Raw genomic sequence first — 22,398 nt, forward strand, 5'->3', positions numbered from 1 at the left:
GGAACCGCACGGCTCGGCTCACCCCGAAGGGTTACTCGGCGGGCAGGGCCTCCCGCATGGCCTTGGCGGTGGCGGCCGGGTCGTAGCCCTCGGGGACGCCCTCGACCAGGATGATGTCGCCCTCGATGTGCCGGGAGCGCAGCGGTGCTATCTCCCGGTAGGCGGGTGAGTCCCACCAGGCCCGCGCCTCGGCGATCCCGGGGAAGCCGATCACCACGACGTGTCCGGGCCAGTCGCCCTCCTTCACCTCGTGCTGGGCGGCGTGCACGAGGAAGCGGCCGCCGTACGGCTCGAAGGTGGCGGGGATGCGCTCGATGTACTCGGCGATCTCCGGGTGCGGGGCGGCCTCCCGCAGGTGGGCTATGACGTAGGCGGACATGGCACGTCCTTCCGGTCGTTCGGGATCCGTACGCCGAGAGCGTGGCACGTCGGCGCGCCGGGGTCGATGACCTGGCGGGTAAGCGGCACGCTTGCCCGCGGGGCGGCGGTGCCGGTGACCGGCGGTGGGGTCAGGGACGGCGGGCGGCGAGGCCGGAGCGCCAGGCCCAGGCGGCGATCTCGACGCGGTTGCGGGCGGAGAGCTTGCTCTGCACGTTGCCGAGGTGGGTCTTCACCGTGCCCACCGAGATGGACAGTTCGGCGGCGATCTCCGCGTTGGTGAGCCCCGTGGCCACCAGCCGGACCACCTCCGTCTCGCGCGCCGACAGCTCAGGGTGCCACTCCTCCCGGGGCCCGGACCCGGCCGGGGCGGCGCCGCCCGGCGGGCCACCCGCCAGGCCGCGCAGCAGGCGGACGGTGACGGACGGGCTGACCAGGGCCTCCCCGGAGGCCGCCGCCCTGATCGCCTCGACCAGCAGCGCGGGGCCGGAGTCCTTGACGAGGAAGCCGCACGCGCCGTCGCGCAGCGCGCGGTGCACGTACTCGTCGTCGTCGAACGTGGTGACCACGACGACCTTCGGCGGGTCCACCAGGCCGGGGCGGGTCAGTCTGCGCAGCGCCTCCAGGCCGTCCAGCCTGGGCATGCGGATGTCCATCAGCACCACGTCCGGCCTGTGCCGTTCGGCCAGTTCCAGCGCCTGCACGCCGTCCACCGCCTCCCCGACGACCTCGATGTCGTCCTCGGCGGACAGGATCATCCCGAAGCCGGTGCGGACCATGGCCTGGTCGTCCGCGATCAGCACCCGGATCGTCATGCGGTCTCCTTCACCGGCAGTGTCGCCCTGACCGTCCAGCCTCCGGACGCCGCGGGGCCCGCCCGGACCGTTCCGCCGATCATGCCCACCCGCTCGGTCAGCCCCCGCAGGCCGAAGCCCCCGCCCAGGGAACGGCCCAGGGCGGAGCGCGACCGCCCGTCGTCGCTCACCTCCACCGTGACCCGGCCCTTTGACCGGACCAGACGTACGTCCACCCCGGTGCAGTCGCGGGCGTGCCTGCGCACGTTGGTCAGGGCCTCCATCACCACCCGGTGCACGGTGGTGGTCACCTCCACCGGCAGATCGCCGAACTCGCCCTCCGTCCGCAGCCGCGCCCGGCCGCCTCCGCTTCCGTCGCCGTCGCCGTCGCCGTCGCCGACCGGGGCGAACCCCGCCACCAGGGACCGCACCTCGTCGATGCCCGCGAGCGGTGCGAGGGCGGCGCCCGCCGGGACGGGGCCCGGATCCGTCTCGCGCAGCATTCCGACCATGGCGCGCATGGAGGTGAGCGCCTCCGTCCCGGCCCGCTCGATCCGCTCCAGCGCGGGCGGCACCAGCTGGGGCTTCCGGTCCGCGACCGCGCGGGCGCCCTGCGCCTGGACGACGATGCCCGTCACGTGGTGGGCGACGAAGTCGTGCAGGTCCCTGGCGAACTCGGCGCGCTGCTCCAGCCGTACGGCGGCCTCCCGCCGCCGTCTGTCCGCCGCGACCAGGCGTACGGTCAGGCCGGCGCCCAGCACCGCCGCCGCCGTCAGGGCGAAGAAGAGCGCCACGACGACGCCGGTCTCCTTCACCCCGGCGGCCAGTGGCCGCAGGACGACCGCCGCGATCAGCACCGGCGCCGTCACCGCCGCCCACACCGGTGCCGCGCGCCAGGCGACGAGGGCCAGCAGCACCAGCAGGGCCACCGGTTCGGTGAGGCCGTACGGGTCCGGGGGCGCGGCGCCCGTCTGGCCGGCGCGGACGACGGCCGTGGTGCCCAGTGAAGCCGCCGCCGCGACACCGGCCGACGCGGGCAGTCCCCGGGGGCCGAGCCGGGGCGAGAGGAGGAGGGCGGCGGCCGCCAGCAGGGCGCAGCCGAGTTTGAGCGCACCGGCCGGGGCGCCGTGGAACATGCCGTAGCCGTGGTCGAGCAGCCCGAGGCCGAGCAGCGGTGCCGCCGCCGCCACCGTCCGCACCACGGCGCGCGGCCGGGGCCCTCGCCAAGAGCTCATGGCGGTGAGCGTATCCGGAAGGAGCCGGTCAGGGGTCGGCCGAAAGTCGCAGTGGACGGCCGGAGGTTCCGTCTTCGGGGAGATCCGCCGCCATGGTGCGACGGGCGAGAGTGGCACAGCCGCCCGGACGACATACGGGCGGCTGTCCGTCACAGCGAGGAGCGTGCCCCATGGGCGACATCAACTTCGAGATCGGTTCCGCCACCGTGCTGGGACCGCTGCTGGCCGTGTACTGCCTTCTGCTGGCCGTCCGCGCGGCACGGGGAAGGCCCGGGTGGGCCGGGAAGCGGGCCGTGACGCGCCTGGCCGGCGCCCTCTACCTCGCGGGGGTGCTGAGCCTCACGGTCTTCCCCGTCGCCGTGACTTACGGCACGTACGCGAACCAGGTGCCCTGGTACGCGATGGTCCAGCCCATACCCCTGCTCGTCGCCGACCTCAGCTTCGTGCCCAACGTGGTCATGCTGGTCCCCTTCGGGATGCTGCTCCCGCTGATCTCCCGGCAGGGCTCCTCGCTGAAGCGGGTCACCGTCCAGGCGGCGCTTCTCAGTCTGTCGATCGAGGTGACGCAGTGCCTCATGTACGTCCTGTTCAACAACGGCCGGTCGGTGGACGTCAACGACCTCATCGCCAACACCCTGGGCGGGGCACTCGGGTACCTGGTCATACGGCTGGTGCTCCGCAGCGCGGCGGCCGGGGAACTGCGCGCCTTCGCCCTGCCGGTCTCCGCGGCGGCCCCGGAGACCGTGGAGCGCCGCGCCGAGCCCGCCCCGGGCCGGCTCCCGGGCGCCGGCGGCCCCGTTCCGCGCTGACCGGCCCTCCCCCGGGCACGGCCGGTGGTCCGCGGGCGCGGCCGGGGCCACGGTTCGTGGACGTGCCAAACCGCCGGCACGGCGCCGGACCGACGGCGGTGCACCCGCCGCGCATAGGGATGGTGTTGCCAGCCCCCCTGAGAACTGGGGGAGCAGGGCCACTGAATCGCCGCGGGAGCTTTTCTAGGCTCTGTTGCATCGTCAGAACGCGGCGAACTCCGGAAATCTGCGGAAAACCATCCGTACTTCACCGGAACATGACATCGATTTCCGCCGCACCACCATGTGAACCACTTTTCTTTCGGCACCGTTACTTCGTTTCATGGGAGAAATCATGTTCCGCAAGATCAACGCCTCCGTCGTGACCGCGCTGTGCTGCACCGTCGCCGGCGTGGGGCTCGTGGGCTGTGAGGAGTCCACGGCGGTGGACTCGAAACCGTCCGCCGCCACCACCCCCACCGCACAGGACACCGACGAGAGCGTGTTCTCCGGAACCGGGAAGATCGATGTCGAAGGCATGTCGGTGAACGTGTCCTGCTCCGGAAGTGCGGCGGAGGACGGGCCGGTCATCGTTCTGCTGTCCGGGCTGGGTGACGGGCTGGACAAGATGGCCGCCTTCCAGAAGACCCTGAGCGAGAAGAACCGCGTCTGCTCCTACGACCGGCTCGGTGAAGGCGCCAGCGACCAGCCGGAAGGCCCGCAGAGCTTCGAGAGCACCGGGGAGGTGCTGACCGCGGTGCTCGACCGGGTCGCCGGCGACAGCCCGGTCGTCCTGGCCGGGCACTCGCTGGGCGGGGTGATCGCCGCCCGGTACGCCACCGACCACCAGGACAGGGTCAAGGGACTGGTGCTGCTGGACGCCACCTCGCCGACGAACGTCGCCGACGTCAACAAGGTGATACCCGAGTCCGCCACCGGCCCGGGAGCCGAACTGCGGACCCAGGCCCTCGCGATCCACGAGGGGCAGAACCCGGAGCAGCTCGTCATCCCCGACGGCGAGGTCCGTTCCGCCGGGGACATCCCGGTAGAGGTGGTCCAGCACGGGCAGCCGTACCTCGCGGCCGTCCCCGAGTACGGACCGCTTCTGGAGCGGACCTGGGCCGAGGGCCAGCGCAAGTGGCTCGCGGTGTCCGGCGACAGCAGGCTCTCCACCGCCGAGAAGAGCGGCCACTACATCCACGTCGACCAGCCGGACGTCGCCGCCGAGGCCATCGAACGCGTCACCGCGCAGGCCGCACGCTGAGCGGCGGCCGGAGCGGCGGGACCCGCCGGATCCTCCCCCTCTACGGCCCGGACGGAGGCGTTCTCCGCCCCCGTCCGGGCCGGGGCATTTCCGGCCGGGCGTTTCCGGCCCTGCCGTTCGCGGTGCGCGTTCGCGGTGCGGGACGGGCCGGGGTGGGGCAGTGCGGTGCGGTGCGGGGGTTCCGGTGTCGCGTCACCGTCCGCACGCTCCGGGCCGTGGGTGGAAGTTGTGGGTGGAACAAGCGGTTCCGGATGATCTGCCGGATACGTCGTGTCAGTGGCGGGTGTGTGGGCAGCACGGAAGGTGAACGCAGTTCGCCGACCGACATCCGAACCGGAGGCGCCTTCCGTGTCCGAAGCGCTCCCCAGGACCGACCGGCTGACCCTGGCCGACACGCCCAACGCGGTGGCCTGGGCCCGGCGGTACGCGTCCGATGTCCTCCTGCGGTGGGGAGTGCCGAAGGGCGTCGTCGAGACCGCGCACCTGCTGGTCTCCGAGCTGACCACCAACGCGATACGGCACGCCCGGCCGGGCCCCGGTGTCTCCCCCTACTCCCCGCTCTCCCGGGTCCGCACCGTCATCCTGGGGCTCCGGCTGGCGGGCGACCAGCTGCTGGTCCTCGTGGAGGACGGCGACCCGCAGGCGCCCGTGGTGCGGGATGCGGGCGCGGAGGCCGCACAGGGGCGAGGACTGTTCCTGGTCACGGCGATGAGCCGGAACTGGGGCTATTACTTTCCCGACCGGCACCCGGGGAAGATCGTGTGGGCCGAGCTCTCCCTCCGGCTGCCGCACGGTTATCCGGACGAGGAGAAAGGCAGGTTCGCCGCCTCCGGCGAGCAGCGCGAGCAGGTGCCGACCGGGCTCGTGGCCCGTACGCTCCTCGGACTGCGGGAGTTGTGACGGCGGCGGAGACGGCAGCGGGATTGTCACTGCCACGGGCGATACTCGCACCGGCGGGGCCCTGTCCGGGCGCCGCGGGGACGAAAGGGCGGACATGGCCGAGGTGCTGCTGTTCCATCACGCGTGCGGACTGACGCCCGGCGTGCGCGAGTTCGCCGGGGAGCTGGAGCGGGCCGGACACACCGTCCACATACCGGATCTGTACGAGGGGAAGGTCTTCGGCAGCCTGGCGGAGGGCGCCGCGCACGCGCGGCAGGTCGGGTTCGGCACCCTCACCGGGCGAGGGCGGCACGCGGCCGAGGAGCTGCCCGGCGGGCTGGTGTACGCCGGGTTCTCCCTCGGCGTCCTACCGGCGCAGTACCTCGCCCAGACCCGGGCCGGGGCGCGGGGCGCGCTGCTGTTCGAGGCCTGCGCACCGGTGGCCGAGTTCGGCGGTGCGTGGCCCCGGGGAGTGCCGGTGCAGGTCCACGGCATGGACGGGGACGAGTTCTTCACCGGGGAGGGCGATCTGGAGGCGGCCCGGGCCCTGGTGGAGTCCGCCGAGGACGCCGAGCTGCACCTCTACCCGGGTGAGGGACACCTGCTCGCGGACAGCGGCCTGCCCTCGTACGACGAGCGGGCCGCCGCGCTGCTCAGGGAACGAGTGCTCGGCTTCCTCGATCGGATCGGATAGCCGGGGCGGGCGCTCCGACGGCCGGGGTGGCGGTGTGCCTCCGGCGCGGCCTACCGGCCGTCGACGGCCCCGTCCGAGGAACCCTCCGGGACACGGTCGTAGGTGAGGAAGAACGCCCCGCTCTCCAGGGCGGTGTGCTCCACGACCTGCCAGCGCACCGGGGCGAAGGCGGTGCCGCGGGAGAACAGCGGAATGCCGTCGCCGATGGTCAGCGGCCCCACCTTGAGGATCAGCCGGTCGATCTCGCCGTACAGCGCGCTCGCCAGCTCGGCGCCGCCCAGCAGCCAGATGTCCCTGCCCTCCTCCCGCTTCAGCTCCCGCACCTTCGCGGCGGGATCGCCGGCGACCAGCTCGACGGCCGGGTCCGGGCTCTCGGTCAGGGTGCGGGAGAAGACCAGGTGGCGCAGGTGCGGGTAGGCGTCGGTGACACCGGCCGCGAGCCCGATCTCGTAGGTGCGGCGGCCCTCGAGGACGGTGTCGAAATGGGTGCCCGGATCCGTGACGGACAGCGCGGCCCGTGCCCGGGCGGGCAGGATCTCCGGGTACCGCGCGATCAGGTGCCGCAGGTAGTCCTCGGGGATGGGCCAGAAACCGTCCGGGCCGGTGGGGTCGGCGCCGTCCGGACCGGCGATGAAGCCGTCGAGGGTGGCGGCGATGCAGTAGACGAGTCTGCGCACGGGTGAACGGCCCTTCGTCGGTGACCGGCCGGGGTGGCGGCACGGTGGTGGTGCCCATGGCGGAACGGTGCCTGGTGATCATGCCCGGCAACCGGTCCGGCGGCCACCGGTTTGCGCCTGCCGCGGAGGGCGCGCCGGCGGAACGGCGGCCCGCCGACGCGACACGGACGTCCGGTGCCCGGCCGACCGGGTGGGTCGGCCGGGCACCGGCTGCCGTGTCCAGCGGAGCGCGGGGGCTACCCCGTGGTCAGGTAGGCGCGTTCGATCGTCTGGACCAGGGTGTTGCCCTGCCGGTCGGTGAGACGGGCCCGCAGGGAGACCGAACCCGGCTCCTCCGGGTGCTCCAGCAGCAGGTGCTTTCCGTCCACCGCCTTCGCCTTCCGCCAGGTCCTCCCCTCGTCGTAGGAGACCTCGAAGGACAGCTTCCGCACCCCCGCCTCCCGGGCCGCGCCCTCCACCGCGAACGGCACCGTGAAGGTACGCCCCGCCGTCACCGTCACCGCCGGCGACAGCCTGGGCGAGAAGCGCACCACCGACAGCGGCAGCCGCTCCCAGGTGTCCTCCGGCGTGCGCGCCGAGTCGAACGACCACTCCGCCCGCACCCGGTTGCTCACCGAGGCGTGGGAGGCGGGCCGGGACTCCTCCGCCGTCAGCGTGTACCGCCGCTCCTCCGCCGGAAGGGCGAACGGTTCGCCGTCCTCGTCCTCCGGGAACGGCTCCCAGAAGGGACCCTCGTAGCCGTACTCCGTCAGGAGGCCGTCGTACTCGTCGGTGAAGACCTCCTCGCCGCCGGCCCGCAGGGAGACGCGTCCCTCGGCGGCGGTCATGGCTCCGCCGTGCCCGGCGCCGTCGGAGTACAGCGGCAGCTGGAGGTGCAGCGTGTCGCCCCGCCGGGCGGCGCCGAGCGGCAGCCCCTGCGGATCGATCCGGTCCGCGGGGAGGCCGGGCCCGTACACGCCCGTGCCGAGCTGCTCCCGGTACTTCCGGCCCGCCTCGTACGTCCGCCGGTCGCCGAACAGCGTCCGCTCGGTTCCGGAGTCCTCGCCGTCGGCGGTCAGGTGGGGCCGCCACGCGATGCCGCCGAGGACGTGGGTGGTGTAGGTGGCCGGCAGGGCGCGCCGCTGGTCCGTGACGAGCCAGTTGGCCAGGGTGCCGCTTCTGCCGTACGGGTCCACGGGGGCCATGAAGAGGGCGGCACTCTCGCCGGGGACCGGTGCGGAGGCCGTGACATCGACCTCCGCCAGGTCCTCGGGCCCCACCTCGGCGGTGAAGCCGCCCAGGTCCGCGCCGCGCCGGTTCCAGGCCAGGTGGTACAGGTCCGCCGGCTCGCCCTCCCCCGTCTCACGGGCCCAGATGCCCTGGTACTGCACGAACGCCTCGTCGTCCGTTTCGGGGCCTATGTGGCCGACCAGGGTGCCGTTCAGGTCCGGGTCCGGTTCGTCCCCGAAGTGGGAGAAGGCGTCGAAGTAGCTGGGGTAGCCCCCGGCCGTGGGCGCCAGCCTCTCCGCGCACTCGTACACGCAGTACCCCACCTCCGCGTACACGGCCCTGGTCTCGCCGGCCCCGTCGCCGGAAAGGCCGACGGACACCGGCTCGGCCTCGCGGGCGTCCATCGTGACGGTCGTGTCCCGGTCCAGGTTCAGCCCGGGCCGCAGCAGCAGGGCCGTCTCGTCCCCTCCCTCCTTCACCGGCACCAGGCTTTCCAGGGCGTAGCGGCCCCTGGGCAGCCGGAAGGTGAACTCGTCCCCGACGAACGGGCGTTCGGAGCCGTCCGGGCCGAGGAGGAAGGTGAAGCCGTCCTCGGCCGGTCTGCCGTCGGCGTCGAGGTGCCGGATGGTCAGGTCGTACGACTCGGGCTCGCGGTGCACGCCGAGGGCGGTGCGCACGGTGGTGGCCCCGTCGGCGGAGACGGCGGTGAGGACCCCGCCGAACGCCTCCTCCTTCTCGGTGGTCCGGGTGTCGGCGGTCACCTCCGCCGTGGCCGTGCCGCCGGGCGGGACGGTCAGCGTCCGGGGCGAGACGGTGAACATCCCCTCGGGGACGGCGGCGTCGTCCGTCCGCACCGACAGCTCCAGCTCGACCGGCTCCCCGCCCATGTTGCGGTAGGTGACCTCCTTCGTCTCCGGCTCCCGGACGGTGTGCGGCCAGGGCACCAGGGTGAAGTTGACCGGGCCGCCCTCGGCGAGGACCTCCCGCTCCAGGGCGGTGGCCACGTCCACCCGGCCGGTGCCCTGCTCGTAGACGGTGTACGGACCGGGCTCGGTGCTGCCGGTCAGCACGGACTTGAGCCGCTCGCCGTCCCAGCCGGGGTTCTTCTGGAGCAGCAGCGCGGCGGCGCCCGCCACATGCGGGGCGGCCATCGAGGTGCCGTCCAGGGAGGCCACCCCGGTGCCCTCCTCGTCGAACAGTCCGGCGACGGCGGCGACGATGCCGGCGCCGGGAGCCGTCAGGTCGGGCTTGACGTCGCCGTCGCCGGTGCGCGGTCCCCGGGAGGAGAAGCCGGCGAGCCGGTCCTCCTTGTCGACGGCGCCGACGGTCAGCGCCGCCTCCGCGGTGCCCGGGGAGCGGAGCGCGCCGGGGCCGTCCGCCCCCTCGTTGCCCGCGGCGACGACGAAGAGGGTGTCGGACTCGGCGGAGAGCCGGTTGACGGCCTCCTCCAGGATGTCCGTGTGCGGCTGGTCGGGCCAGCCCAGGCTCATGTTGACCACCTGCGCGCCCTGTTCGACGGCCCACTCCATCCCGGCGACGACATCCGACTCCCGGCCCCCGCCCTCGTCGTCGAGGACCTTGCCGTCGAGCAGCCGGACACCGGGCGCCACGCCGGTGCCCTTCAGCTTCTGCCCGGTGCCGGCGACGGTGGAGGCGACATGGGTGCCGTGGCCGAGCCGGTCGGCGGTGTCCGGGGCCTCGGAGAAGTTCTTGTGCTCGATCACCTGGCCGGCCAGGTCGGGGTGGGAACCGTCCACGCCGGTGTCCAGGACCGCGACCGTCACGCCCTCGCCGTCGTAGCCCGCCTCCCAGGCGGCCGGGGCGCCGATCCGCGGGACGCTCTCGTGCAGGGCCGTCTCGACCCTGCCGTCGAGGCGGATCTCCCGGACGCCGGAGGAGGACGCCAGCCGGGCCGGGTCGCCGGCGGAGCCGCCGCCGTCGGTGACCGCCGCCCAGAAGTCGTCGCCCCGGTTCTTGCTGGGGCGTACGGCGCTGCCGTTGACGGCCGGCAGCTTCCGGCCGACCTTCGCCCCGGCCTCGGTGAGCGGCTTCTCCGGCGGGGTCCGCTCGCCCGCGTGCTTGACGATCAGCGGCAGATCGGACCGCTCCCGGTCGTCGTAGCCCATCTCGATCAGCCCGGTGATGTCGAACAGCCGCGCGTCGAGTTTCCCCCGGGCGACCAGCGGGGCCGCGTCGACCGGCAGGACATGGGTGTGGCCGTCGACGCTGCGGATCGAGAAGGCGACCTTCTCCCGGCCCTCCGCCCGCTCGATCCCCACGACCCGGCCGGACGCCCCGACGTGCACGGTGTCGCCGGTGACCAGCGTCACCGCCCGCCGGTCGCCGGTGCCCTCTCCGGCGGTCCCCCCGGTGTCGGGAGAGGGCGCCGCCAGGGCGCCGCCGGTCGGTGTGACGGCCAGTACCGCCGCCAGACCCGCCGACACGGCGGGCGTGCCCGGGTGTCTCAGGCGCGCCAGATGCCTCAGGTGGCTCAGATGTCTCAGATGTCTTCCGGGCATGTGCCCTGTGCTCCCGTCTCGCTCGGTGCGAGCACGCCGCGAGTGCGTGGAGCAGAGGTGCGGCACATGTGCGGAGCGCTCACACGGTCCGGGTGGTGCGTTCACTTCGTCACATGGACGAGGGGAGGGCGGGGTTGCGCGGTGGTACCGGGATTGACGCGTTCTGTGCGCCGGGGCCGAAACGGAGCGGTGCCGGGGCCGGGGCCCAGGCCGGGCGCCGGACCGGGCACCGGCGACCGGGGCGGTACGGTGCGGGCCGCCGCACGGCCGGGCGGGCCCGGCCGACCGTTCCGTCTCAGCGGCCCGGTTCCCCGGCCGGCGGGCGGTGGAGGCGGGCGAGCAGCCGCTCGGCGGCGTCCAGGGCGGGTTCGCGCACCACATGGTGGGTGATGCCCCAGCACCGCTCGTATCCGGCCAGTGCGGCGGCGCTCTCCTCCTCGGTGCCGATCCAGGCGTACGGCGCGGCCAGGACGTCCCGCGCGGCGCAGCCAGGACGTCCCGCGCGGCGCAGCCGACCTGCCCGGCGAAGCGGTGCGCGGCGGCCTCCGCGTCGTCGGTGACCTCCACCACCTGGACGAGCGCCTCGCGCACCGGCCCGTTCTCCCGCCCGGTGGCGGCCCGCTCGACCAGTTCGACCTGCCGGTCGACGTCCCCGGCCCGCCACCGCACCTCGTGGCGGTGCCCGTCCTCCAAGGTGCGGCCGAGCCCGCTCAGCCCGACGGTGTCCGCGTACGGCCCGAGCCCGATCCGCTCGGTGACCGGCGCGGCGGCCGGGCCGGGCCGTATCGGTCCGATCCGGTCCGATCCGGTCAGACCAGCAGCAGGACGACGAGGACGCACAGGACGGCGGCGCACAGGGTCAGCGCGGCGGCCCTGATCACCCGCTGCCGCGCGGGCAGGGGGACGACCTCGATGCCGGAGTGGGCGGGGAAGGCGTAGAAGACCCGCCCGGGGAGGCCGGGGAAGGCGGCTCCGATCACCGGCAGATCCTCGATCTCCGCCTCCATGGCCACCTGGTTGGCCCGCTTCTCGACGGCGAGACGTTCGACCTCCGCGCGGTGCACGGATTCGTACCCCTCCGGCGGACGGCCGCCGTGCCGCATGGGGAACCTCCAGGGCGCTCCCCGCCGGGCGGCCTTCCACCGGACGACGGGCGGCAGGCTCCGCCGCTGCCGGGGTGGCTTCCCCTTCTGGCTGGTGATCTCGATGACTCCCTGGGTCCAGGTCATCCAGTGCCCCTTGCCGCCGCAGGCACCGCACTCCACCGTTCCCCCGCCCCGGCACGTACTGCAGTGGTACCAGCCCTTGCCCCCGCAGTGCTCGCAGTCCTTGCTCCCCCCTCCCGCGCAGTCGGGGCAGGCGGTATCCGGCGTCTCACACTTCTTGCAGGTGACCCGCTGCACGGTCTCTTCGCACTTCTCGCAGATGACCCGTGGTCCGGTCCCGTCCTTTTCAGACGGTACGGGCTGTGCCGGTGCCGGGCTCCGTCGCTTTCCGCTGCCCTTGCACGCGGTGCAGCGCCTGGTGTCGCGACAGCGGCACTTCTGCCGGGGTTCGCAGGGAAAACGCCCGCTGCCCTTGCACTGCGGACACCCCAGCCTGCCGTTGACGCAGCGGTCGGTGTCGGGGCAGTGCCACTCCTTCTCCGTGCCGTCGCGCAGCAGGAGGACGCGCTCCTCCCGCACCGGTTCCGAGGGCGGGGCCAGTGCGCGGGCCTTCAGTTCCTCCGGGGTCCGGTAGCGGGGAAAGGGGGACAGGTCGGGTCTCCTCCCCTGCTTCATGTCCCAGCTCCCCTTCTCCTCCCCATAGTCCACTGTCCAGTGGACCACCTCGCAGGTGAACACCGAGTACCGGGTGAGGTCGGGCTCGCCCAGCTCGCGCAGGTCCTTCGGGCCGCCGCGTTCGGCGATCCTCCGCTCGACCGCCCGCAGCGCCTGCTCCTCGGTCATCCCCTCGGCCATGCCCGCCCGCCCTCCCGCCGCACCGCGCCGCCATGGCGCCGTGTCGCCACCGAGGTTTCCCCTGCGCCGCGGCCGGTACGCACCCCCTGTGCGTACGCCGGGGGCGCGCGCAGAGGCCGCGCGCTACGCCTGCGGGGCCGTCCCGGGCGCACGGGACGGGCGGACCGCGCGGGACGACGGGCGGACGAAGGGGCGGTCCCGGGCGGTGACGGCGCCGGCCGGGCCGGCGGCCCGCAGCACGACGTCGAGCGCCCGGTCCGGATCGGCGGCGTACCGCCCGCTCGCCCAGGCGGCGTTGGCCTCGACCACCGCCCAGTGCCCGTCGGCCGTCTCCCCGACGTCCACGACGATCGCGGTGGGCAGCGTACGGCCGTGGGCGGCGAGCAGTTCCGCGCCGAAGGCGCGGGCGCCGTCCGGCAGCGGGCCGGGGCTGAGGCGTCCCCGCTCCGCGTACCGGCTGCCGGTGTGCACCGCGCCGTCGAGCACGTACAGCCGGTACTCGGCGGTGAACTCCAGCACGTCCGCGACCAGCACGGCCGTCTCCGGGTCCACCGCGTCCGGGCCGGGCAGCCGCGAGCCGTCCGGGTAGACGCGCGCCGGTATGCCCTTGTCGTTGGGCGACTTGACGAACGCGGGCCGCCGCAGCTCGTACGCCTCGCGGATCGGCACGGCCAGGATCTCGCGCCGGGTGTACGCGCGGGGCAGCCGGGCCAGCCAGTCGGCGGGCGCCTCCAGCGGGGCGATGCCCAGGACGGGTGCCACGGCGTCCGCGAAGGACGGCCCGGCGTGCAGGTGCCGGGCGCGCAGGCCGCCGGGCACCTCGAAGGAGGGCAGCCGGACGGTGCGCAGGCCGCGCCGCCGGGCGGTCTCCGCGAGGACGCGCGCGGAGCCGGTGAGCCGGGGCGGCAGGACGAGGGTCGCGGGTGCCGGGTTCGCGGGTGTGGTCACAGGCCGCGAGCATGGTGCACGGGCGGCCGCCGGGACCACCGGATATCCGGGAACCGGGCCGGTGCCGGCGGCCCGGTTCCGACGAACCGGTGTCGGCGGCCCGGGGTAGATTGCACCGATCACTCACGGTTCGACGACTGGGGGCTCGACATGGCTCTGTTCGGGAACGCGCACGCGATAGACCCGGCCACCGCGCAGCAGGACTACGCGCGGCTGCTGGGGCAGGGCGAGCGGGTGCACGCCGCGTACCTGCTGATCCGCGACACCATCCTGTTCACCGACCGCCGGCTGATCCTCGTCGACAAGCAGGGCATCACCGGCAAGAAGACGGAGTACCACTCCATCCCGTACCGGAGCATCACGCACTTCTCGGTGGAGACCGCCGGCACCTTCGACCTCGACGCCGAGCTGAAGATCTGGATCTCCGGCAACGCCGTGCCGGTCCAGAAGACCTTCACCAAGGGTGTCGACATCTACGAGGTGCAGGCGGTCCTGACGCAGTTCGTGACGGGCTGACCGGCCGGGACGGGGCACAGTGGAGGTATGGGCACCAACGCGGTGACCGGCCGCCCCCCGCACCGTCCGCGGCCCGTGCCGGCCGGGCGCCCGGTGGACACCCGGCGCGTCTGGTACGCGGCCTACGGCTCGAACACGCACCGCGAGCGCCTGATGTGCTACCTCGCCGGGGGCCGCCCGCCCGGCGGTGCCCGGACGTATCCGGGCTGCCGCGATCCCCGGCCGCCCGAGCGGTCGCTGCCGGTGCTGCTGCCGGGACTGCTGTACTTCGCCACCTCCTCACCGGTGTGGGGCGGCGGCGGCCGGGCCTTCCACGATCCCGACGGCGGCGGCGAGACGCCCGCGTACGCCCATCTCCTCACCGCCGCCCAGTTCCGCGACATCGCGGCCCAGGAGATGTACCGGGAACCGGGCGCCGGTCCGGACCCGGACCCCGACCCGGATCCGGACCTCGCCGGGGCGGTGGCGCACGGCCGGGTGCGGCTGGGACCGGGCCGCTACGAGACGCTGGTGTGCCCCGGGCTGCTGGACGGCCGCCCCGTCCTCACCTTCACCGCCCCCTGGCACCGCGGCGAGGTGGCCGGCAACCCGCCGTCGGCCGCGTATCTGCGGCAACTGGCGGCGGGGCTGGCGGCGGCGCACGGCTGGAGCGCGGTACGGGCGGCGGAGTACCTGGCCACCCGGCCGGGGGCGGCCGGGCACTGGACGCCGGAGGAGGTCGCCGCGCTGGTCGCGTGAGCCCGGGCCGTACCGGACCGGCCTGCGCGGTGCGGGTGCGGGGAGCCGGACGTCGTCACGGCCGGACCGCGACCCGCCAGCCGGGGTTGTACGTGTCCGGCACCGGGTGCAGCGGCCAGTCCCGGGCCCACTCCGGGGGCGCCGCCTCGCGCAGCACCACGGCGTCGGGCCGGGCCGGGGAGCCGTACTCCAGCGGGGCGCAGCCGGCGGTGTGGGCGAGGGGGATGGTCATGCTGGTCGCCTTGATCCCGCACGGCGGTTCCACCCCGTGCTCGCGCAGCACCCCGGCGATCCTCCGCCAGTCCTCGCGCGCCTGCTCCTGGATGGCGCCGTGCGCGTGCGCGAGGACGAACTGCACGGCCAGATGGCCCGCCAGGACGAGGACCAGGACGGCCGCCGCCGGCCGGGAGCGGCGGGCCCGGTCCCCGGCGGCGAGCAGGCCGAGGGCGGCGGGCAGGGCCAGCAGGGCGTAGCCGGGCAGCAGGAAGCGCGGTGCCGCGTAGGGGACGAGCAGCAGGTACGGCGCCATCGACGCGGCCGCCACGGCCACCGCGAGCCACAGCGGCGCCCTGCCCGCGCCCGCACCCCTGCCCGCGCCCGCGGCCGTCCCGGCGCGCCGCGCCGCCCACAGGCCGAGCGCGACCAGCGCCGGGAGCAGCACCCACCACCCCAGCGCGGGCAGCCGTACGCCGTCCCCGTCGCAGGGGCGGCACAGCAGCGGCCCGTCGAGGGCGGTGAGATGGGCGGTCAGGCTCAGGACGGGGCTGATGCCGCCCTGGGTCTCACCGGCCTCCGCCAGCCGCTCCGGCACCCCGCCGAACCGCAGGTGCGCCTCGACCACCCACGGCAGCGCGCCCGCCGCGACCCCGGCCGCCACGGCCAGGGCCCGGCCCCGCCACCGCCCCCCGGCCCGCAGGGCGGGCACCGCGAGGGCGGCCGCCAGCAGCGGGGCGGCGACGGCCACGCCGTCGTTGGGCCGCATCAGGGTCACCACGGCCAGGCCCGCCCCCGCCCCGGCGTACCGCGCGCGGCCGGGGCGGGGGTGCAGGAGGCAGCCGGTGGCCGCGACCGCGCCCATCGCCGTGTAGTGGTTGGGCATGGCGGAGTTCGCGTAGAACAGGGGGATCCACAGGGTGCCGTACAGCGCCGCGGCCACCCACACCGCCGACGGCCGGGGCAGCACCCGCAGCCAGGGGCGGAACCCCAGCCAGAGCGCGGCACCGGACAGGAGCAGCAGCCAGAGCCGCAGCAGGAGGACCGAGTCGCTCCAGGAGGCGACCGGGGCGAGCAGCAGCGGTACGCCCCGGGTGCGCGGGGCGCTGAACGGGGTCGGCGGGCCGTACGGGCCGAAGCGGGTGGCGTAGACGAGTTCGTCCCAGCCCAGCCGCAGGGTGACGGGCACGAGCAGGGCGGCCAGTACGGTCACCGCCGCGCAGACCGGCAGCAGCCGCCGGTGCGCCCGCCGCGGGGCACCGGATCCCGGGGGCGCGCCGCCGGCGGCGGACGCCGTACGGGGCCGCGCCGGTGGCCCGCCCACCGGTCCGTCCGGCATACCCGTCACCCGGCTCACGTCGCCTCCAGCCGGTCGTCCGGCGTCCGTTCCACGGCACCCGGCGAACCGGACGCCGGGCAACGCCCACAAGTCACCCGGGGAGTCCCGGCCAAACCCCGGAGCCCCCGGAAGGGTGACCGGCGGGCGAACGCCGAATCGGCCGGACATCGGCCTGAAAGCGTCTTCGGGCGCCTCACCCGCCCCACTGGCCTCGATGATCTGCCGATGACGGGCCGGGGCGGCCGACCACCGCCCACCGCGGTCCGCGAGAGGGCCGCCCATGAGGACGGGAAAGCTCACAGCCGCCGTACCGGCGGTGGCCACCGCGTTGATCGTCGCTCCGGCCGCGGTCACCGGTACGGCGCACGCGACCGGGCCGGAGGACCCCCTGCTGCCGCACCCGGGCCCTGGGGTCCTCCGGTGGATTCCGGAACGGTTCGGGGACGGCGGGGCGGTCTCGGGCGGTATGAGCGCCGACCGGCCGACGACGGTGACCGTCGCCTGCCAGGGCGGCGGCGAGGTGCTGGTGACGATGGAGCCGGACAGTGCGGAGGCCCCGGCGGAGTTCCGGGCGGAGTGCCCCGCCGGGACTCCGGGGACCGGTTCGACGGTGATCCCGCCCGGCCCTGAGCGGGGCTTCACCGTGGGCGTGGACGCCTCGGACCAGAGCGTCCGCTGGTCCCTGACCGTGACCGTGCCGGATCCCTGACGGGCCCAGCCCGGCCCGGCCCGGCCCTTGCCCGAAGCGGTGGTTCCCGGGTACGTGTCCGGTTCCGGCGATGCCTCCCGGGGCCCGCCCGCCGACTCCCCGCGCCGGGAGCAGGCCGTGGCGAGAAGCCCGAACGGCGCCGGGCTCCAGCGCGCCGCTCCCGTGCACCGTCGGCTCCGGAAGAAGCCGGTACATCCCGCAGGGGGTTCCGCACGGCATCGGCCGGGCTCCCCGAATCCCGCGCCTGGCCGGATCGCGGACCCGGCACGGGAACCTCAGCCGCGTTCGCGGCCCGGGACGGGCGGCCGCGGCGACCGGGTGGAGACCCCCGCCGGGGGCGGCTGTCCGGAAGCAGCCCTGCGGGCAGTCGTACGAGATCGGGGAGCTCCGGCTCCGGGCCGGGACGCTCCCCGCCGAGCGGGCGGCACCGCGGCTGTGCCCGCCTCACCCGTTGTGACCGGCCCTCGCACGGGCACGGTCCGCGACGGCCCGTGCACGAAGGGCAGGAGCGTCGTTCCGCTCCGGCGCGTACCGGGGGGTGGCCCGTCACGTCATTCCGGGCACACTGTGGCAGAGTCCTGTCCAGAGGGTCCGGGATTCTTACCGATCGGTACGTACCAACCCGGGCGGAACGCGGCCCGCTCACCGGGCGGGCCCACGGCAGCACCTCCCCACCGGTACTCTCGACCGGTTCACGTTCGAAGAAGCGGAGTACAGCGGTGGTACGGATCGGACTGGGCGCCGCGGTGGCCCTGGCACGTGAGGTCTCCGAGGAGATCCTGGCTCCCCAGGCGGCGGCGGTGGACGCCGAGCGGCGGTGGCCGGACAAGGGCGTGACCGCCCTGCGGTCCCGGCTGGGCGGGCTGGTGGTACCCGAGCACTCCGGCGGGATGGGGCACGGGCTGCCCGCGGTGGCCCAGATCGGCGAGGTGACGGGGCAGGCGTGCGCGTCGACGTCCATCTGCTTCGGCATGCACCTCGTCGGCTCGGCGGTGATCGCCGCGAAGGCCGACGCGAAGCAGCGCGAGCGCTACCTGGAGCCGATCGCGGCCGGGGAGCACCTGACCACCCTGGCGCTGTCGGAGCCGGGGACGGGCGGTGAGTTCTGGCTGCCGCAGACCCGCATGGAGCGCACCGAGCCGGACCGGCTGCGGCTGACCGGCACCAAGAGCTTCGTCACCAACGGCGGCCACGCCGACTCCTACGTGCTGTCCACCGTCGCGGCGGGCCCCGGCACCCCGCCCGGACAGTTCTCCTGCACGGTGGTCGACGGCGACACGCCGGGCCTTCGGTGGGGTCCCCCCTGGCAGGGCTTCGGCATGCGCGGCAACGCCTCGCGCGGTCTGGAGCTGCCCGGCGCGGAGATCCCCGACTGGTGCCTGCTGGGAGAGGAGGGCGACGAGATCTGGTACGTCTTCAACGTCATCGCCCCCTACTTCCTGACGGCCATGGCCGGCACCTACCTGGGTGTGGCCACCGCCGCCCTGGAGGAGGCCCGCACCCATCTGCTGGCCCGGCGGGCACGCGGGGGCCGGACCATGGCGGGCCAGCCGGTCGTACAGCACCGGCTGGGCACCATGTGGGCGCGGGTGGAGCGCACCCGGCGGCTGATCTACCACGCCGCCGCCGAGGCGGAGGCCGGCGGCCCCATGGCCCTGGCCGCGCTGGCGTCGGCCAAGGCCGAGGTCGCCGACGCGGCCGTGGAGACGGTCAACGACGCGCTGACCCTGGTCGGCGGGGTCGGCTACGGGGAGGACTCCCCGCTGCAGCGGATGCTGCGCGACGCCCGCGCCGCCCATGTGATGGCCCCGGTCACCGACCTGCTGCGGGTGTGGACCGGGCGCGCCCTGCTGGACGAGCCGCTGCTGGAAGACTGACCGAAGTGACCGAGAAGACCGCACCGAACGAGTCCACCGACCCCACCGGTCCCAGGAACCGCGTCCTGCTGGTCGACGTCCTGCGCGAGACCGCGGACGAGTTCCGTACGGTCCTCGCCCCGGGGGTCGAGCTGGTCCCGGTCACGGCCGCGGAGGTGCTGGAGCACACCGGCGGCACCCCCGGCGAGCGCCGCCCCACGGTGGTGGTGATCGGGCGGCGGGTGTCGGCCCCGGTCGGCCTGATCCACTCCGTCCGCCCCAACCCCTCGGACCTGGCGGTGGCCGTGGTCTCCGTCGCCACCCACGACAGCAGGCTCGCCACCCTGCCGATCCTCTTCTCCGCCGACCTCGTCCGCCAGGTGCCGGACACCCAGGCCGACCTGCTGCCGGACGTGGCGCGCGAGCTGCTGGCGGGCATCGCCCGGCGGCGCGACCGCGCCGCGGTACGGGCCGCCGCGCAGCGGCAGCTCGCCTCCGGCGCGGCGGCCGGCCACCGGCCGGGGGAGCAGTTGCTGGGCGAGCTGCTGGTTCAGGCGCCGATCGGCGCGCTGATGCTGGACGACGGCGGCGCGCTGGTCGCCTGGAACCACCGGGCCGCCGACATCCTGGAGCTGACCGGGGCCGACTCGCTGCGCCGCCCGCTGGCCGAGCTGTTCCCGCCGGGCGACCGCGCCGCGCTGCGGCAGCACCTGGCCGTCTCCGGGGAGAACTCCGCCGCCGGCCCCGACGTGGTCTTCGAGCGCACCCGCTCCGACGGCACCGGCCAGGCCCTGCGCGTCGCGCCCCAGCGGGTCGCGGACGCCGAGGGCCACCGCCGCCTCCTGGTCCTCGCCGAGGACGTCACCGACCGGATGCACGCGCAGCGCAAGCTCGCCGAGCGCACCGGCCACGCCCTGCTCAGCGCGGAGGTGGCCGCCGCCATGACGGCCCCGGGGGAGCTGGTCGAGCGCCTGGACCGCTGTGTGCGGGCCACCGCGGACCGGCTGGGCGCCGCCCGGGTGTGCATCTGGACGCTGCGGCCGTCCCGGGAACCGGAGCACACCTCCTGCGCCGAGGCCGACCCCGAGAACGGCGGGGTGGACGGGGACGGTGTCCCCCTCCACCCGGAGACCGAGCGGGCCCTGGTCGAGCGGATCGCCGCCGCGCGCCGTCCCCTGCTGGACACCGTGCCCGAGGACACCCGGCCGAAGGGGGCGTTCGCCGGCTATCCGCTGGTCTCCGGCGGCGAGCTGCTCGGCGTGCTGTCCCTGACCACCCGGCTGACCCTGCCCGGGTCCACCCTGTCGGTCCTGGAGAGCATCGCCGACCAGATAGCCGTCGGCATCCAGCAGGACCGGCTGATGCACCGGCTGCGCGAGGCCACCCGGGCCCTGGAGGAGCCGCTGCTGCCGCCCCGGCTGCCCGAGCTGCCCGGCTTCGACCTGGCGGCCCGCTACCACCCCTTCGGCAGCGGTCTGCACATCGGCGGGGACTTCTACGACGCCTTCACCGTGCCCGACGGCCGGCACGTCCTGGTCCTGGGGGACGTCTGCGGCAAGGGGCCGGGCGCCGCCGCCATCACCGGCCTGGTGCGCCACACCCTGTGGGCGGCGGCCCAGCAGGATCCCGAGCCCGCCCATGTCCTCGGGCTCGTCAACCGCGCCCTGCGCCGCCAGAACACCCCCTTCTGCACCCTCACCTACGCCGTCCTCATGCCCTCCCCCGGGCGGGACGGGCCGGGGGAGCCGGGGGAGCCGGCCCGTCTCCGGCTGGCCTCCGCCGGGCATCCGGCCCCCCTGCTGCGCAGGGCCGACGGCAGCACCACGCCCCTGGAGGTGCGCGGCCCGCTCCTGGGCGTCCTGGACGAGCTGCACCACCCGGTGGCCGAGGTGGTGCTGTCCCCCGGCGAGACCCTCGTGCTGTACACCGACGGCTTCACCGAGGGGGCCGGCGGGGAGGACCGGCGGGAGTCCGAGGACCTGGCCGCCCTCGTCGCCGCGCAGCCGGTGCCGCCGCCCGGCGACACCGGACGGCCGGCGAACGACATCGCCGCGGCACTGCTGCGGGACGCCCACGACTGGTGGGGGGAGCGGCTCCGCGACGACCTGGCCGTACTGGTCCTCACCGCCCTCGGCCGAGCCCCGTCCCGTTGAGGCAGAGGGCGATGTTGCGCACCGCCGCGGTGAGTTCCTCGATGACCCGGGCCGCCTGCTCGGCGTCGTGGAAGGCGGGGCGGTCGGCGGCGAGCGAGGTGCCGAGGGAGCCGCTGAGGGAGTTGTTGAGGTCCTCCGTGAGCCGCCGCACCGCGTCGATGTCCCCGGCGGGGGGTGCCGCCGGGGGTGCCGCGGACGCCGCGGCGGGCGGACCGGCCGGTGCGGGGGTCTGTGCCGGTGCGGGGGGCGCCGCGGGGGCGGGCGCCGGGGCCTGTGGCGGTGCCGGGGCGGGCGCGGGCTCGTCGGGTGCCGGGGACGCCGGGGACTCGACGGGAGCGGAAGCGGGCGGCGCGGCCGGAGCGGCGGCCTCCGCCGTCTCCGCGGGCGCACCGCCCGTCGTACGGCCGGGAGGCTCCGGCCGGTCCGCGGCGGGGGCTCCGGGACAGGCCGTCCCGGCACCGCTCGCCGTCGCCGGAACATCCCACCGCTTCTCGGGCTTCACCACGTCCGGCGAGAACCGCGCCTGGGCCGGCAGCGTGTTCTCGGTGCCCGGCGACCACAGCGGGGTGCCCTGCCGCGGCGCCGGGGCCGGGGCGCCGGCGTGCTCGGCCCGCCACTGCAGCCGGTAGCGCTCCACCTGGTCGGCACAGGCGGTGCGGGCGTGGAAGATCGCGCTGTTCTCGCCCAGTTCGGGGTACCAGAGGTTCGGTCCGGGGAACCGCACCGTGCGCATCCGGGGCTTGACGGGCTCCGCGCAGCCGATGCAGCAGCCCACCGGTACGCACAGCCCGCCGCCCTCGCGCCGCGCCGCCTCCTGGGGTCCGGTCTCGCCCCGGTACTCCCCGTTGCCGCACGGCGGCAGTTCGCCGCAGGTGCGGCAGACCGCGTAGTGCTCGGGCAGTACCTGCCAGTTGTGGCCGATGGGCGCGCACCAGTGCTTGGGCGCGGAGCGGGGGAAGTTCTCGTTGCGCAGGACCAGGATCACCGGCCGCTTGTAGAAGTCGGAGCGTTCGGGGGGCAGCATGTTCAGCCGCCCGTTCGCCCGGCGCAGGTCCTCGGAGTGCCGCCACAGCTCGACGTGTTCGCGCCAGGCGTGTTCGTAGGAGAGCGGCCACGGGTGGTCGCGGTACTCGTTGACCTCCAGGATCCGCCAGGGCTGCCGGTCGAAGACGACGACGTGCCCGGGGCGCAGGCGGAGGTACGTACCGTTGTCGCCTTCCTTCGGCCAGTCGACGCGGCCCACCCGGGTGGGCTGGTCGGGGAGCCCTTCGCGGACATGCATGACACGCTCCTCGGCAACGGGACAACCATGGTCATCATGGAGCAGTTTCTATCATTCTGGAGCATTTCGGACCATTAGCCGTTCAGACACGCTCACGGCCGTACCGGCACCGGACATGACGGGGTGTCAGCCGGGCGGGGGTGCGGGTGCGGGTTGGGTGGGTGCTGGGGTCGGGGCCGGTCCGGGGCGACCATTCCGGACGGTACGATTTACGGCCGTTGCCGTCCCACGTGTCGTGGCCCGCTC

The 22,398-nt window shown here is 74.9% G+C and carries 18 protein-coding genes; 9 read left to right on the plus strand and 9 right to left on the minus strand.

Going from position 1 to position 22,398, the window contains the following annotated elements; translation table 11 throughout:
- Positions 1-31: 31 nt before the first annotated feature.
- The 3 genes from CUT44_RS15930 to CUT44_RS15940 form a co-directional block, all read right to left on the minus strand.
- On the minus strand, positions 32-379 hold the full coding sequence (locus CUT44_RS15930; protein WP_100202526.1) for a DUF1330 domain-containing protein: 348 nt from the start codon (positions 377-379) through the stop codon (positions 32-34).
- 130 nt (positions 380-509) lie between these two features.
- Positions 510-1,193 (minus strand): response regulator, encoded by a 684-nt coding sequence (locus CUT44_RS15935; RefSeq protein ID WP_100202527.1) that lies wholly within the window; start codon positions 1,191-1,193, stop codon positions 510-512.
- Entirely contained in the window at positions 1,190-2,407 is a 1,218-nt protein-coding gene (locus CUT44_RS15940; RefSeq protein WP_100202528.1) for a sensor histidine kinase, read from the minus strand. Before CUT44_RS15940 ends, CUT44_RS15935 begins: the two co-directional genes overlap by 4 nt.
- Positions 2,408-2,577: 170 nt before the next feature.
- Between CUT44_RS15940 and CUT44_RS15945 the strand changes: the two genes are divergently transcribed.
- From CUT44_RS15945 to CUT44_RS15960, 4 genes are all read left to right on the plus strand, one after another.
- Positions 2,578-3,216 carry a VanZ family protein gene (locus CUT44_RS15945; RefSeq protein WP_100202529.1) on the plus strand — a complete coding sequence of 213 codons (639 nt, stop codon included), beginning with the start codon at positions 2,578-2,580 and terminating at the stop codon, positions 3,214-3,216.
- Between the two features lie 322 nt (positions 3,217-3,538).
- Positions 3,539-4,459 carry an alpha/beta fold hydrolase gene (locus tag CUT44_RS15950; protein ID WP_100202530.1) on the plus strand — a complete coding sequence of 307 codons (921 nt, stop codon included), beginning with the start codon at positions 3,539-3,541 and terminating at the stop codon, positions 4,457-4,459.
- A gap of 348 nt (positions 4,460-4,807) precedes the next feature.
- A complete protein-coding gene (locus tag CUT44_RS15955; RefSeq protein WP_158239618.1) occupies positions 4,808-5,359 on the plus strand; it encodes an ATP-binding protein in 552 nt (183 codons plus the stop codon).
- Between the two features lie 94 nt (positions 5,360-5,453).
- A complete protein-coding gene (locus tag CUT44_RS15960) occupies positions 5,454-6,032 on the plus strand; it encodes a dienelactone hydrolase family protein (RefSeq protein ID WP_100202532.1) in 579 nt (192 codons plus the stop codon).
- Between the two features lie 50 nt (positions 6,033-6,082).
- On the opposite strand, the gene CUT44_RS15965 is transcribed toward CUT44_RS15960, so the two are convergent.
- The 4 genes from CUT44_RS15965 to CUT44_RS15980 all read right to left on the minus strand — a co-directional run bounded on the left by CUT44_RS15965 (position 6,083) and on the right by CUT44_RS15980 (position 13,346).
- Positions 6,083-6,709, minus strand: a complete 627-nt coding sequence (locus CUT44_RS15965) for a dihydrofolate reductase family protein (RefSeq protein ID WP_100202533.1) — start codon at positions 6,707-6,709, stop codon at positions 6,083-6,085.
- A 236-nt stretch (positions 6,710-6,945) separates the two neighbouring features.
- A complete protein-coding gene (locus CUT44_RS15970; protein ID WP_100202534.1) occupies positions 6,946-10,437 on the minus strand; it encodes a S8 family serine peptidase in 3,492 nt (1,163 codons plus the stop codon).
- Positions 10,438-11,246: 809 nt separating this feature from the next.
- On the minus strand, positions 11,247-12,398 hold the full coding sequence (locus CUT44_RS15975) for a hypothetical protein (RefSeq protein ID WP_100202535.1): 1,152 nt from the start codon (positions 12,396-12,398) through the stop codon (positions 11,247-11,249).
- Between the two features lie 123 nt (positions 12,399-12,521).
- Complete coding sequence (locus CUT44_RS15980; protein ID WP_100202536.1) at positions 12,522-13,346, minus strand: ATP-grasp domain-containing protein; 825 nt, start codon at positions 13,344-13,346, stop codon at positions 12,522-12,524.
- A gap of 150 nt (positions 13,347-13,496) precedes the next feature.
- Here CUT44_RS15980 and CUT44_RS15985 point away from each other — a divergent pair, with 150 nt between their 5' ends.
- On the plus strand, positions 13,497-13,862 hold the full coding sequence (locus CUT44_RS15985; protein ID WP_100202537.1) for a PH domain-containing protein: 366 nt from the start codon (positions 13,497-13,499) through the stop codon (positions 13,860-13,862).
- Positions 13,863-13,889: 27 nt separating this feature from the next.
- A complete protein-coding gene (locus CUT44_RS15990) occupies positions 13,890-14,600 on the plus strand; it encodes a histone deacetylase (RefSeq protein ID WP_408646748.1) in 711 nt (236 codons plus the stop codon).
- 55 nt (positions 14,601-14,655) lie between these two features.
- Here the strand turns inward: CUT44_RS15990 and CUT44_RS15995 are convergent, their stop codons facing one another.
- Complete coding sequence (locus CUT44_RS15995; RefSeq protein WP_233221432.1) at positions 14,656-16,152, minus strand: hypothetical protein; 1,497 nt, start codon at positions 16,150-16,152, stop codon at positions 14,656-14,658.
- 280 nt (positions 16,153-16,432) lie between these two features.
- Between CUT44_RS15995 and CUT44_RS16000 the strand changes: the two genes are divergently transcribed.
- The 3 genes from CUT44_RS16000 to CUT44_RS16010 all read left to right on the plus strand — a co-directional run bounded on the left by CUT44_RS16000 (position 16,433) and on the right by CUT44_RS16010 (position 20,870).
- Positions 16,433-16,861: a hypothetical protein gene (locus tag CUT44_RS16000; RefSeq protein ID WP_100202538.1), complete on the plus strand. Its 429-nt coding sequence runs from the start codon at positions 16,433-16,435 to the stop codon at positions 16,859-16,861.
- A 719-nt stretch (positions 16,862-17,580) separates the two neighbouring features.
- Positions 17,581-18,738, plus strand: a complete 1,158-nt coding sequence (locus CUT44_RS16005) for an acyl-CoA dehydrogenase family protein (RefSeq protein ID WP_100202539.1) — start codon at positions 17,581-17,583, stop codon at positions 18,736-18,738.
- A 5-nt stretch (positions 18,739-18,743) separates the two neighbouring features.
- The gene (locus tag CUT44_RS16010) at positions 18,744-20,870 is read left to right on the plus strand and encodes a SpoIIE family protein phosphatase (protein WP_100202540.1); all 2,127 of its coding nucleotides are present in this window, start codon (positions 18,744-18,746) and stop codon (positions 20,868-20,870) included.
- On the opposite strand, the gene CUT44_RS16015 is transcribed toward CUT44_RS16010, so the two are convergent.
- On the minus strand, positions 20,839-22,152 hold the full coding sequence (locus CUT44_RS16015) for a hypothetical protein (protein WP_100202541.1): 1,314 nt from the start codon (positions 22,150-22,152) through the stop codon (positions 20,839-20,841). The two genes, CUT44_RS16010 and CUT44_RS16015, sit on opposite strands and share 32 nt — an antisense overlap.
- Between the last annotated feature and the right edge of the window lie 246 nt (positions 22,153-22,398).

Source organism: Streptomyces carminius, from assembly GCF_002794255.1.
Classification (GTDB): Bacteria; Actinomycetota; Actinomycetes; order Streptomycetales; family Streptomycetaceae; genus Streptomyces; species Streptomyces carminius.

Excerpts from the sequence above, each read along its gene's own strand:
- CUT44_RS15930 (WP_100202526.1), bottom strand. The coding sequence starts at position 379 with ATGTCCGCCTACGTCATAGCCCACCTGCGGGAGGCCGCCCCGCACCCG.
- CUT44_RS15935 (WP_100202527.1), bottom strand. The coding sequence starts at position 1,193 with ATGACGATCCGGGTGCTGATCGCGGACGACCAGGCCATGGTCCGCACC.
- CUT44_RS15940 (WP_100202528.1), bottom strand. The coding sequence starts at position 2,407 with ATGAGCTCTTGGCGAGGGCCCCGGCCGCGCGCCGTGGTGCGGACGGTG.
- CUT44_RS15945 (WP_100202529.1), top strand. The coding sequence starts at position 2,578 with ATGGGCGACATCAACTTCGAGATCGGTTCCGCCACCGTGCTGGGACCG.
- CUT44_RS15950 (WP_100202530.1), top strand. The coding sequence starts at position 3,539 with ATGGGAGAAATCATGTTCCGCAAGATCAACGCCTCCGTCGTGACCGCG.
- CUT44_RS15960 (WP_100202532.1), top strand. The coding sequence starts at position 5,454 with ATGGCCGAGGTGCTGCTGTTCCATCACGCGTGCGGACTGACGCCCGGC.
- CUT44_RS15970 (WP_100202534.1), bottom strand. The coding sequence starts at position 10,437 with ATGCCCGGAAGACATCTGAGACATCTGAGCCACCTGAGGCATCTGGCG.
- CUT44_RS15975 (WP_100202535.1), bottom strand. The coding sequence starts at position 12,398 with ATGGCCGAGGGGATGACCGAGGAGCAGGCGCTGCGGGCGGTCGAGCGG.
- CUT44_RS15985 (WP_100202537.1), top strand. The coding sequence starts at position 13,497 with ATGGCTCTGTTCGGGAACGCGCACGCGATAGACCCGGCCACCGCGCAG.
- CUT44_RS15990 (WP_408646748.1), top strand. The coding sequence starts at position 13,890 with ATGGGCACCAACGCGGTGACCGGCCGCCCCCCGCACCGTCCGCGGCCC.
- CUT44_RS15995 (WP_233221432.1), bottom strand. The coding sequence starts at position 16,152 with ATGCCGGACGGACCGGTGGGCGGGCCACCGGCGCGGCCCCGTACGGCG.
- CUT44_RS16000 (WP_100202538.1), top strand. The coding sequence starts at position 16,433 with ATGAGGACGGGAAAGCTCACAGCCGCCGTACCGGCGGTGGCCACCGCG.
- CUT44_RS16015 (WP_100202541.1), bottom strand. The coding sequence starts at position 22,152 with ATGCATGTCCGCGAAGGGCTCCCCGACCAGCCCACCCGGGTGGGCCGC.